Here is a 12,220-nt window from a genome sequence, read left to right as displayed (position 1 = left end):
CAAATGTTGTCTAGCCAACAAAGTTTTACTACCTTTGCACTCCCGTAAGCAAATAGTGCTGACGGGTTTGTTACCCACGAGTGTAGTTCAAGGGTAGAATAGAGGTCTCCAAAACCTTTGATGGGAGTTCGAATCTCTCCACTCGTGCCACTTTAGTCGCTCCGGCGCCTTATCTCACGCCTTCACGGGCTTTTTGCAATCATGGCTAAGCTGAACAACTATTTCCGCGACACCATCGAGGAAATGCGTTACAACGTAACGTGGCCCTCGACTACCGAGCTGCAAAAAAGCGCTGGGCTAGTACTGATTGGCTCGCTTGTCTTCGCAGCCGTAGTTGGCCTGATGGATGTGAGCTTCAACACTGCCCTCCAGGCATTTTATCAATCTTTCGCCCGCTAGGTAAATAAGAAATGGGTGAATTGAAATGGTACGTGGTGCGCTCGGTGAGCGGCCAGGAAAAGAAAGCCAAAACCTACATGGAGACCGAAATCGGTCGGCACAACTTACAGGAGCTTCTCCCTCAGGTGCTGATTCCGATTGAGAAGGTTTTCGAGATGCGCAACGGTAAGAAGCGCGTTCGTGAGCGTAACCTGTACCCTGGCTACATCATCATCCACTCGGATTTGACGCATGGCGAGGTTCAGAACATCATCACTTCGACGCCGGGCGTAATTGGTTTCTTGGGCGACAAAGAAACCAAAACGACCAATGCCAAACCAGTTCCGCTTTCACTAACGGAGGTTAACCGTTTGCTCGGGGTAGTTGATGAGGCCGAAGAGAAATCAGCTGAAATCGAAACTCCTTTCACGGTTGGCGAACTGGTAAAGGTTATCGATGGTCCGTTCAACGGTTTCAGTGGTAACGTCAACGAAGTATTTGAGGAGCGTAAGAAACTAAACGTTATCGTGAAAATTTTCGGCCGTGCTCAGCCCGTAGAGTTGAGCTACACGCAGGTCGAGAAGGAGTAGCTAAAAATATACGTCGTCTGATATCCACTCCGGTCAGGCGGGGCTTCCACTTAGGAGTATTATCTGAACTGAGGTTGACGCGAGTTACGTCACGCCAATCACAGCTTTATAAACCAAATGGCCAAAGAAATTAGAGGTTACCTGAAACTTCAGGTAAAGGGAGGCTCCGCGAACCCCGCGCCGCCGATTGGACCTGCGCTTGGTAGTAAAGGCTTGAATATCATGGAGTTTTGCAAGCAGTTTAATGCGCGCACCCAGGATAAAGCTGGCCAAATCTGCCCCGTCCTGATTACGATGTACACGGATAAGTCTTTTGACTTCGTCATAAAAACTCCTCCGGTACCGGTTCTCCTGATGGATGCCGCTAAGCTGCAGAACGGTTCGAAAGAGCCTAACCGTAACAAAGTGGGCTCGGTAACATGGGACCAGGTGCGTACCATCGCCGAAACCAAAATGCCCGACTTGAACGCTTTCAAAGTGGAGTCGGCCATGAAGCAAGTAGCCGGTACGGCTCGCAGCATGGGTATTACCGTGAAGGGCGACTCGCCTTTTGCTGAATAACTAACCGGAGGACATACACAATGGCAGCAATCAGCAAAAAGCGCAAGGAAGCCCTTGCCAAGTTTGACCTAACGCAGGTACGTAGCCTGCTCGAAGCCGCGCAAGTGGTGAAAGACATTACCTACACAAAGTTCGACGCCTCGGTTGATATCGACGTTCGCCTCGGCGTAGACCCCCGCAAAGCCGACCAAATGGTGCGCGGTGTAGCCACGCTGCCCCATGGCACTGGCAAAACCGTTCGCGTTTTGGCTCTCGTGCCTGCCGACAAAGAAGCCGAAGCTACTGCAGCCGGTGCCGATTTCGTTGGTTTGGACGATTACATCGCCAAAATCGAGAAAGGCTGGACCGACATCGACGTAATCATTACCATGCCTTCGGTAATGGCAAAGGTTGGTCGCTTGGGTCGCGTACTTGGCCCGCGGGGTCTAATGCCAAACCCGAAGTCGGGTACGGTAACGACCGACGTAGCCAAGGCGGTGCAGGAAGTGAAAGCTGGTAAAATCGACTTCAAAGTTGACAAAACCGGCATTATTCACTGCTCGGTAGGTAAGGTTTCGTTCGACCCCAGCAAGCTGGCAGAGAACGCCTTGGAAGTAATTCAGACGCTTGGTCGTTTGAAGCCTTCTTCGTCGAAAGGCACCTACATTCGGAGCATCACGCTCAGCAGCACCATGTCGCCGGCCGTGCCGGTTGACAGCACGGTTTCTTCCGCTAACTAATATAACCAACCAGCCATGAATCGGGAAGAAAAACAAGCCCTCGTGGATGAGTTGAGCGAGAAGTTCCAGTCGCACAACGCATTCTATATCGCCGATGCCTCAGGCATGTCGGTAGCGAAAATCAACGATTTCCGTCGCCTTTGCTTCAACCGCGGGCTGGAATTCAAAGTTTACAAGAACTCCTTCATCCGCAAAGCCCTCGATACCCTCGGCGGCGACACGGCGGAGATGGATTCGGCACTGGTAGGCCAGTCGGGCGTACTGTTCTCGAAAGAGAGCGGCTCGGCTCCCGCTAAGCTGCTGAAGGACTTCTATAAGCAGCAGGCTTACGGTCGTAACGTTACGCCAAAGCCCGTGCTGAAAGGTGCTTATGTAGCTGCTGGCATCTACGTAGGTGCTGACCAGCTCGAAGCCCTGAGCACCATCAAAGGTAAGAACGAACTCATTGGTGAGGTTATCGGCTTGCTGCAATCGCCTGCCAAAAATGTTATCTCTGCTCTGTCGAGCGGCGGCAACATTCTGGCTGGCCTCCTCAAAACGCTTTCCGAAAAAGAAGAAGCTGCAGGCTAACCGCTGCTCATCCTTTTCAACTTTAAATTTTCAACACAACCTTTTTTTACCAATCTACAGAAATGGCAGATTTGAAAGCCTTCGCTGAGCAGCTTGTTAGCCTCACCGTTAAAGAAGTAAACGAACTCGCAGGTATCCTGAAGGATGAGTACGGCATCGAGCCGGCTGCTGCTGCTGCTCCCGCCGGCACTGCTGGTCCGGCTGCTGCTGAGGCCCCAGAGGAGAAGACAACGTTTGACGTTATCCTGAAAGCTGCTGGTGGCGCTAAGCTGGCCGTAGTTAAGTTGGTAAAAGACCTGACCGGTCTGGGCCTGAAAGAGGCTAAAGAACTGGTTGACGGTGCCCCTAAGGCCCTGAAAGAAGGTGTAACCAAAGATGAGGCCGAAGGCCTGAAGAAGCAGCTCGAAGAAGCTGGTGCTGAAGTAGAAGTTAAGTAGGTTCGCCTACGGGCTTGTTCCCGCATCGGATTAGACCTGGCACCTTGCCAGGTCTTTTCCTGTTTGTAGAGAATAAGTCGGGTTTTGCAACCAGAAGCTGTTGTTTATGGTTGTCTTACGCTAGCAGTTTTCTTCTTCTGTCATCCTGAATGAGGCAACATAAAATGAAGGGCCTTATCACGTTAAAAGTCGTTAGAGTTTCGGACTCATTTGACAAGCAACGTGGTAAGGTCCTTTCCTGCGCTCATAACGGCTGAGTTTATACAGGGGCTTTTTACCGTAGGTGCAGGTGTAAAAAGTTGTCTTATAAACTCGGCATGACAGCGGGTTAACTCGCGTGACAAGAGTAGCTTACGCGTACATATTTTAAAATCTTTCCAATTGGCAACACCGAAAGCACTAGAGGTCGCTGAGGTCAAACATTTGACCGGCGCCAGTGAGCGAATCAACTTCGCCAAGATTAAGAAAGTTATCGAGTACCCGGACTTTCTGGATGTGCAAGTGCAGTCGTTCCAAGAGTTTTTCCAGCTCGAGACGGCTGCTGCAAGCCGTACGAATGAAGGTCTGTTCAAGGTGTTTGCCGAGAACTTCCCGATTTCAGACTCGCGCGAGAATTTTGTGCTCAACTTTATTGATTATCACGTTGACCCACCGAAATACACGGTGGACGAGTGCATCGACCGCGGCCTGACCTACGCAGTGCCGCTGAAAGCAAAGTTGCAGCTCATTTGCAACGACAAGGATAACGAAGACTTCCAGACGATTGAGCAGGAAGTATTCTTAGGCAATATTCCGTACATGACGGAAAAAGGCTCGTTCGTTATTAACGGTGCCGAGCGCGTTATTGTATCGCAGCTACACCGCTCGCCGGGCGTATTCTTTGCCCAAAGCAAGCACACCAATGGTACGAAGCTGTATTCGGCTCGTATTATTCCGTTCAAGGGTTCGTGGATTGAGTTTGCCACGGACGTGAACAACGTGATGTACGCGTACATCGACCGGAAGAAGAAATTCCCGGTTACGACGCTGCTGCGTGCTATCGGCTACGGTACGGATAAGGATATTCTGGACCTGTTCGGCTTGAGCGAAGAAGTAAAGGCTGACAAGAAGAGCCTCAAAAAGGCTGTTGGCCGCAAGCTGGCCGCTCGCGTGCTGCGCACTTGGACGGAAGACTTTGTGGACGAGGACACCGGCGAGGTAGTTTCTATCGACCGGAACGAAGTTCTCCTGGAGCGCGACTCGACCATCAACGAGGAGGATATTGACACCATCGTGGAGGCCGGCGCTAAGTCGGTGATTCTGCACAAGGAGAACGTGAATATTGCGGATTTCGCAATCATTTATAACACCTTGCAGAAGGATAACTCCAACTCGGAGAAAGAAGCTGTGGAGCAGATTTACCGTCAGCTCCGGAATACGGAGGCTCCGGACGAAGAGACTGCTCGCGACATTATCCAGAAGCTGTTCTTTTCGGACAAGCGCTACGACCTTGGGGAAGTGGGCCGCTATCGGATTAATAAGAAGCTGCAAATTGACATGGCGCAGCAGTCGCGGGTTCTGACCAATCAGGACATTGTGCTGATTGTGAAGTACTTGATTGGCTTGATTAATTCAAAGGCCATTGTCGATGACATTGACCACTTGAGCAATCGCCGCGTGCGCACGGTAGGGGAGCAGCTTTACGCCCAGTTTGGCGTGGGTCTGGCCCGCATGGCGCGTACCATCAAGGAGCGCATGAACGTGCGTGACAACGAGGACTTCAAGCCGGTTGACCTGATTAACGCCCGCACGCTTTCGAGCGTGATTAACTCGTTCTTCGGCACCAACCAACTGTCGCAGTTCATGGATCAGACCAACCCGCTGGCTGAGGTGACGCATAAGCGTCGCGTATCGGCACTCGGGCCAGGAGGTCTATCGCGGGAGCGCGCTGGCTTTGAGGTACGTGACGTTCACTACACGCATTACGGTCGTCTCTGCACCATCGAAACGCCGGAAGGCCCTAATATTGGTCTGATTTCGTCGCTGTGCGTGCACGCTCGCGTGAATTCGATGGGTTTCATTGAGACGCCTTACCGCCATGTGAAAGCCGGCACGGTAGACATGACTTCCAATGTGAAGTTCCTGACTGCTGAAGAGGAAGATACGCACCACATTGCGCAGGCTAACTCGTTGTTAAACAACGATGGCCAGATGACACAGACGTTGGTAAAAGGTCGTTTTGAAGGTGACTTCCCCGTCGTTGAGCCGGGTGAATACACGTACATGGACGTGGCCCCGAACCAGATTGTATCGGTAGCTGCTTCGCTGATTCCGTTCTTGGAGCACGATGATGCCAACCGGGCACTCATGGGCTCGAACATGCAACGCCAGGCAGTGCCGCTGCTCCGCCCCGAGGCCCCGATTGTGGGCACTGGTCTAGAGGGCCGCACGGCCATCGACTCGCGCTCGCTCATTATCGCTGAGGGCGAAGGCGTAGTTGATTCGGTAGATGCCAACCGCATTATTATTCGGTATGACTTGAGCGAGGATGACGTAGCGGTAAGCTTCGACGCTGAGCGTAAGTCATACAGCCTCATTAAGTTCCGTCGCACCAACCAGGATACTTGCCTCAACCTCACGCCGCTGGTGAAAAACGGCGAGCGGGTGGTTAAAGGACAGGTGCTTTGCGAAGGCTACGGCACGAACAAAGGTGAGCTGGCCCTAGGCCGCAACATGCAGGTAGCCTTCATGCCTTGGCAGGGTTACAACTTCGAGGATGCCATCGTCATCTCGGAGCGTGTGGTGCGCGAGGACATCTTCACTTCGATTCACATCGAAGAGTTTGAGTTGGAAGTGCGCGAGACGAAGCGCGGCGAAGAAGAGTTGACCTCTGAGATTCCGAACGTGAGCGAAGAAGCTGTGCGTAATCTCGATGATAACGGCATCATCCGCCTCGGAGCGGAGGTGAAAGAAGGTGATATCCTCATCGGTAAGATTACGCCAAAGGGCGAGACCGACCCGACCCCGGAGGAGAAGCTGCTCCGCGCCATCTTTGGTGACAAAGCCGGCGATGTGAAGGATGCTTCGCTTAAAGCGCCGCCCTCCTTGCAGGGTGTGGTTATCGGTACCAAGCTCTTCTCGCGGCCTAAGAAGGACAAGAATCTTCGCGCCAAGTCGAAGAAAGAGGTAGAAGACTTGAAGGAAGGCTACGCTCGTGAGCTGCGCGGCGTGAAAGCGATTATGATTGATAAGTTGGTGGGCTTGCTAGAAGGCAAGACGAGCCAAGGCATCAAGCACCGCTTTGGCGACGACGTGCTGACGAAAGGCGTGAAATTCAACCGGAAGAACATTAGCGAAGCGTTGTTCCCCGACAAGAACGCCTACCGTGACGAGAGCAATTACGCAGTGCCAGAAGAGGTGAACCTCTTCAAGGACTTGCAGCTCGACCACTGGACGGCCGACAATCGCGTGAATGAGTTGCTGCTCCGCTTGGTAAAAAATTACGCCAAGCGCCGCAACACCATCACGGCTCGTTTCAAGCGAGAGCGGTTCACGTTAGAAGTTGGCGACGAACTGCCCGCCGGCATCGTGCAGCTAGCCAAAGTTTACATCGCCAAGAAGCGCAAGCTGAAGGTAGGTGATAAAATGGCTGGTCGCCACGGTAACAAGGGGGTAGTGGCCCGCATCGTGCGCGATGAGGACATGCCTTTCCTGCCTGACGGCACCCCGATGGACATCGTGCTGAACCCGCTCGGTGTACCAAGCCGGATGAACATTGGTCAGATTTACGAGACCGTACTCGGTTGGGCTGGTCTGAAATTGGGTCGCACTTACGCGACTCCTATTTTTGACGGTGCTACCGAAGATGAAGTGGCTGCCGAGTTAACGGCTGCTGACCTGCCGGATTGGGGTCGCGCTTACCTGTACGATGGCCTGAGCGGTGACCGCTTCGACCAGCCAGTGACCGTGGGCGTGATTTACATGCTCAAACTCGGCCACTTAGTTGACGACAAGATGCACGCACGTTCCATTGGGCCGTACTCGCTCATTACGCAGCAGCCGCTGGGTGGTAAGGCGCAGTTTGGTGGCCAGCGCTTCGGTGAGATGGAAGTATGGGCGCTGGAGGCCTTTGGTGCCGCCAACGTGCTCCAAGAAATCCTGACTGTGAAGTCGGACGATGTGGTAGGCCGCGCTAAGGCGTACGAAGCCATTGTAAAAGGCGACGTATTGCCCAAGCCGAATATCCCCGAGTCGTTCAACGTGTTGATTCACGAACTGCGCGGTCTGGCGCTGGAAATCACGCTGGAGTAGTAGAGTGGCTTACTAAGAGTTGGTCGCGCTAGCGGCTAACTCTTGGTGAGTTTTATAGAGTTTAGTTGAAAAGTGATTGGTACGAAACAGCTGTCCCGAGACAGGTCAGGGCAGTGAAGGAACCGGCCGCTAATAGTTTATAGATAAGAAGACAAGACCTGACGAGAATCTACTACGCGGCGTATCTGTCTGACCCGTAGAGCACTTTTCGTAGCGTCAAACTGTTAGAGAACACTCTGGCAGTTCAAAGCCAAACAGCTAAAAGCTTAACACATACCTAATGGCTTTCGCAAAAAACAAGAAGTTAGTTCAAGACTTCTCCAAGGTTACTATTTCGCTAGCTTCGCCGGAAGGAATTCTGGAGCGCAGTACCGGCGAAGTGGTTAAGCCTGAGACGATTAACTACCGCACTTACAAGCCCGAGATGGGTGGTTTGTTCTGCGAGCGGATTTTCGGCCCGGTGAAGGACTGGGAGTGCCATTGCGGCAAATACAAGCGCATCCGCTACAAGGGCATCATCTGCGACCGTTGCGGTGTGGAGGTGACCGAGAAGAAGGTGCGCCGTGAGCGCATGGGCCACATCGAACTGGTGGTACCTGTAGCGCACATATGGTACTTCAAGAGCCTGCCGAATAAAATCGGTTACCTGCTGGGCTTGCCTACCAAGAAGCTCGACCAGATTATCTACTACGAGCGCTACGTAGTGGTGCAGCCCGGCGTTCAAGCCGAAGAAGGTGTGCAGCAGCTCGACTTCCTCACCGAGGACGAGTACCTGGACATCATCGACAAGCTGCCCCGCGAGAACCAGATGCTGCCCAACGAGGACCCGCAGAAGTTTATCGCCAAGATGGGTGCCGACGCGCTGCAAATGCTGCTCGAGCGCATCAACCTTGACGAGTTGAGCTACTCGCTCCGCGATTCAGCCGCACACGAGACTTCGCAACAGCGTAAGGCTGAAGCACTTAAGCGTCTGCGCGTAGTAGAGGCTTTCCGTGATGCCGCTACCCGTGTGGAGAACCGCCCCGAGTGGATGGTCATCCGCATGGTGCCGGTTATTCCGCCCGAACTGCGTCCGCTCGTGCCGTTGGATGGTGGCCGTTTCGCTACCTCCGACTTGAACGACTTGTACCGTCGCGTTATCATCCGTAACAACCGCCTCAAGCGCCTGATTGAAATCAAAGCGCCCGAGGTAATTCTGCGGAACGAGAAGCGCATGCTGCAAGAGGCCGTCGATTCGCTCTTCGACAACTCGCGTAAGGTGAATGCCGTGCGCGCCGAAGGCAACCGTGCCCTTAAGTCGCTGTCCGACATGCTGAAAGGCAAGCAAGGCCGCTTCCGTCAGAACCTGCTCGGTAAGCGCGTTGACTACTCGGGTCGTTCGGTAATCGTCGTTGGTCCAGAGCTGAAGCTGCACGAGTGCGGCCTGCCCAAGAACATGGCGGCCGAACTGTTCAAGCCGTTCATTATCCGTAAGCTCATCGAGCGCGGCATTGTGAAGACGGTGAAGTCGGCTAAGAAAATCGTGGACCGCAAGGATGCTGTCGTGTGGGATATCTTGGAGAACGTGCTGAAAGGCCACCCAGTGCTCCTCAACCGGGCTCCTACGCTTCACCGCTTGGGTATCCAGGCGTTCCAGCCGCGCCTCATCGAGGGCAAGGCTATCCAGCTGCACCCGCTCGTTTGTACGGCATTCAACGCTGACTTTGACGGTGACCAGATGGCTGTGCACGTGCCCCTCGGGCCGGCCGCCATCCTGGAAGCCTCAATGCTTATGCTGGCCTCGCACAACATCCTGAACCCCGCCAACGGCGCGCCCATCGCGGTACCGTCGCAGGACATGGTTCTCGGTCTGTACTACGTGACCAAAGGCAAGCGCTCAACGGAAGGCGAAAGCATCCAGGGCGAAGGCCGCGCGTTCTACTCGGACGAAGAGGTGGTTATCGCCATCAACGAGAAGCAGCTGTCGAAGCACGCCTATATCAAGGTGCGCACGATGGTTCGCGATGAGAACGATGACTTGGTGCAGAAAACCATCGAAACCGTAGCCGGCCGCGTGCTCTTCAACCAACTCGTGCCCGCCGAAGTAGGTTTCGTGGATGAATTGCTGACTAAGAAGAAGTTGCAGCAAATTATCTCGATGGTGTTTAAGCGTACGGGCATGGCTCGCACGGCAGCTTTCTTGGACGATATCAAGACCCTCGGCTTCCAGTCGGCCTACAAAGGCGGCCTGAGCATGGGTCTGGGTGATATCCAGATTCCGAAAGAGAAGGACATCCTCGTGAAGCAGGCCCAAGCCGACGTAGCTGCCGTAATGCAGAACTACCAGATGGGTCTGATTACCAACAACGAGCGTTACAATCAGGTAATTGACATCTGGACGCGTATCAACTCGCAGATTACGGAGACGCTCATGGGTCGCCTCGAAAAGGAGAACCAGGGCTTCAACTCTATCTACATGATGATGCACTCGGGAGCCCGTGGCTCGCGCGAGCAGATTCGTCAGCTCGGCGGTATGCGTGGTCTGATGGCCAAGCCCCAGAAGTCGATGCAGGGTTCGGTAGGCGAGATTATTGAGAACCCGATTCTGTCCAACTTCAAAGAAGGCCTGGACGTAATCGAGTACTTTATCTCGACTCACGGTGCGCGTAAAGGTCTGGCTGACACGGCTATGAAGACGGCTGATGCCGGCTACCTGACCCGTCGTCTGGTTGACGTTTCGCAGGACGTTATCGTGAACGAGCCCGATTGCGGCACGCTGCGCGGTACCGAAACCTTCGCATTGAAAGACAACGAGGATATCGTGGAGCCGCTGTCCGAGCGTATCCTCGGCCGTACGGCTGTACATGATATCATTGACCCGCTGACCGACGAGCTGATTCTAGCTTCCGGTGAGCAAATCACGGAGGAAATCACCCGCCGCATTGATGCTACCAGCATTGAGTCGGTGGAGATTCGCTCGGTACTGACTTGCGAAAGCAAGCGCGGTATCTGCGGCAAGTGCTACGGCCGTAACCTGGCCACCGGCCGCATGGTGCAGAAAGGTGAGGCCGTTGGCGTTATCGCTGCCCAGTCGATTGGTGAGCCCGGCACGCAGCTGACGCTCCGCACGTTCCACGTGGGTGGTACGGCTTCTAACATTGCGGTAGAAGCTAACATCCGCGCCAAGTTCGCTGGTATCGTCGAGTTTGAAGATATTCGCACCGTAGCCGGTGTGAACTCGGAAGGCGCCGAAACCAACGTGGTGATGGGTCGCTCGGGCGAAGTTCGGATTGTGGAAAAAGGCACTGGTAAAGTGTTCATTTCCAACCACGTTCCCTACGGCTCGTTCCTCTTGGCCAAAGAAGGCCAGGAAGTAGAGAAAGGCCAGGAGCTCGTTAACTGGGACCCGTACAACGCCGTTATTTTGGCCGAGTTCGACGGTATTATCCAGTACGATGCCTTGACCGAAGGCATTACCTACCGCGAGGAAACCGACGAACAGACGGGCTTCCGCGAGAAGGTAATTGTTGAATCGAAGGACAAAGCCCAGAACCCCTCCGTACTGTTGAACCCGGCAAAAGGCGCTGATGCCGATACCGCCCGGGCCTACAACATGCCGGTTGGCGCTCACCTGAACGTCGAGAATGGCAAGAAGGTGAAGGCTGGTCACATCCTGGCGAAGATTCCGCGTGCCGTGGGCAAAACCCGCGACATCACCGGTGGTCTGCCCCGCGTAGTGGAGCTGTTTGAAGCGCGTAACCCCTCGAACCCGGCCGTCGTGTCAGAAATTGATGGCGTAGTAACCTACGGCACGGTGAAGCGTGGTAACCGCGAAATCTACGTGGAGTCGAAAGACGGTGTGAAGCGGAAGTACATGGTGCCGCTGTCGAAGTTCATCTTGGTTCAGGACAACGACTTCGTGCGCGCTGGCTCGCCGCTCTCCGACGGTGCCATCACCCCGAACGACATTCTGAACATTCAGGGTCCGAGCGCGGTGCAACAGTACCTCGTGAACGAGATTCAGGAAGTGTACCGCTTGCAGGGTGTGAAAATCAACGACAAGCACATTGAAGTTATCGTTCGCCAGATGATGCAGAAAGTGCTCGTGATGGACGCCGGCGACACCAGCTTCCTCGAAAACCAGTTGGTCGACAAAGGCTCGCTGATGGAAGAGAATGACGTGGTTATCGACATGAAAGTCGTGACCGAAGCCGGTGATTCTTCGGAGTTCCGCCCCGGTCAGATTATCTCTTCCCGCAAGCTGCGCGACGAAAACTCGTCGCTCCGCCGCCGCGACCTCAAGCTCGCCGAAGTGCGCGATGCGCAGCCCGCCGTTTCGCGGCCTACGCTGCAAGGCATCACGCAGGCCTCGCTGGGTACGGCCTCGTTCATCTCGGCCGCATCCTTCCAGGAGACGACCAAGGTGCTGAGCGAAGCCGCTATCCGTGGCAAGGCCGACGAGCTACTGGGCTTGAAAGAGAACGTGATTGTCGGGCACCTCATCCCCGCCGGTACTGGCTTGCGCGAGTATCAGGGCATTGAGGTATCTTCGAAAGAGGACCACGCTACCAAGCTGGCCACCCAGGCCGCCGAGCAAGTGGCTACTCCCGCCAAACGCCCCTCGCGCGCCAAGCGCGAAGTGACCGTTCAGGAATAACGATTGCCGTAGGTTTATAAGTGAAAACCCCGGCTAGCG

8 protein-coding genes and 1 tRNA gene are annotated in these 12,220 nt (G+C 54.3%); all 9 read left to right on the top strand.

Features of this window, described 5'->3' with window-relative positions:
* The first annotated feature begins 76 nt into the window (after positions 1 to 76).
* The 9 genes from ACYVGC_RS22300 (at position 77) to rpoC (ending at position 12,181) form a co-directional block, all read left to right on the top strand.
* Positions 77 to 150, top strand: a tRNA-Trp gene (locus ACYVGC_RS22300).
* Between the two features lie 51 nt (positions 151 to 201).
* A complete protein-coding gene (secE, locus tag ACYVGC_RS22295; RefSeq protein ID WP_133656885.1) occupies positions 202 to 399 on the top strand; it encodes a preprotein translocase subunit SecE in 198 nt (65 codons plus the stop codon).
* A gap of 11 nt (positions 400 to 410) precedes the next feature.
* The gene (gene nusG, locus ACYVGC_RS22290) at positions 411 to 968 is read left to right on the top strand and encodes a transcription termination/antitermination protein NusG (RefSeq protein WP_173116087.1); all 558 of its coding nucleotides are present in this window, start codon (positions 411 to 413) and stop codon (positions 966 to 968) included.
* 117 nt (positions 969 to 1,085) lie between these two features.
* Positions 1,086 to 1,529: a 50S ribosomal protein L11 gene (gene rplK / locus ACYVGC_RS22285; protein ID WP_068340394.1), complete on the top strand. Its 444-nt coding sequence runs from the start codon at positions 1,086 to 1,088 to the stop codon at positions 1,527 to 1,529.
* A gap of 20 nt (positions 1,530 to 1,549) precedes the next feature.
* The gene (gene rplA, locus ACYVGC_RS22280) at positions 1,550 to 2,248 is read left to right on the top strand and encodes a 50S ribosomal protein L1 (protein ID WP_460586054.1); all 699 of its coding nucleotides are present in this window, start codon (positions 1,550 to 1,552) and stop codon (positions 2,246 to 2,248) included.
* Positions 2,249 to 2,263: 15 nt separating this feature from the next.
* The gene (gene rplJ, locus ACYVGC_RS22275; RefSeq protein ID WP_460586053.1) at positions 2,264 to 2,818 is read left to right on the top strand and encodes a 50S ribosomal protein L10; all 555 of its coding nucleotides are present in this window, start codon (positions 2,264 to 2,266) and stop codon (positions 2,816 to 2,818) included.
* 62 nt (positions 2,819 to 2,880) lie between these two features.
* Positions 2,881 to 3,255, top strand: coding sequence for a ribosomal protein bL12 (gene rplL, locus ACYVGC_RS22270; RefSeq protein ID WP_460586052.1), 375 nt, complete (start codon positions 2,881 to 2,883; stop codon positions 3,253 to 3,255).
* A gap of 423 nt (positions 3,256 to 3,678) precedes the next feature.
* Positions 3,679 to 7,545: a DNA-directed RNA polymerase subunit beta gene (gene rpoB / locus ACYVGC_RS22265; protein ID WP_460586051.1), complete on the top strand. Its 3,867-nt coding sequence runs from the start codon at positions 3,679 to 3,681 to the stop codon at positions 7,543 to 7,545.
* Between the two features lie 280 nt (positions 7,546 to 7,825).
* Positions 7,826 to 12,181, top strand: a complete 4,356-nt coding sequence (gene rpoC, locus ACYVGC_RS22260) for a DNA-directed RNA polymerase subunit beta' (protein ID WP_460586050.1) — start codon at positions 7,826 to 7,828, stop codon at positions 12,179 to 12,181.
* Positions 12,182 to 12,220: the final 39 nt, after the last annotated feature.

The organism is Hymenobacter arcticus (assembly GCF_054779975.1).
Note: the sequence above shows the minus strand (reverse complement) of the source record. Positions and strands in the feature narration are given on the sequence as shown.

Coding starts and splice junctions, on each gene's coding strand:
- rplJ (WP_460586053.1), top strand. CDS start 2,264: ATGAATCGGGAAGAAAAACAAGCCCTCGTGGATGAGTTGAGCGAGAAG.
- rplL (WP_460586052.1), top strand. CDS start 2,881: ATGGCAGATTTGAAAGCCTTCGCTGAGCAGCTTGTTAGCCTCACCGTT.
- secE (WP_133656885.1), top strand. CDS start 202: ATGGCTAAGCTGAACAACTATTTCCGCGACACCATCGAGGAAATGCGT.
- nusG (WP_173116087.1), top strand. CDS start 411: ATGGGTGAATTGAAATGGTACGTGGTGCGCTCGGTGAGCGGCCAGGAA.
- rplK (WP_068340394.1), top strand. CDS start 1,086: ATGGCCAAAGAAATTAGAGGTTACCTGAAACTTCAGGTAAAGGGAGGC.
- rpoC (WP_460586050.1), top strand. CDS start 7,826: ATGGCTTTCGCAAAAAACAAGAAGTTAGTTCAAGACTTCTCCAAGGTT.
- rplA (WP_460586054.1), top strand. CDS start 1,550: ATGGCAGCAATCAGCAAAAAGCGCAAGGAAGCCCTTGCCAAGTTTGAC.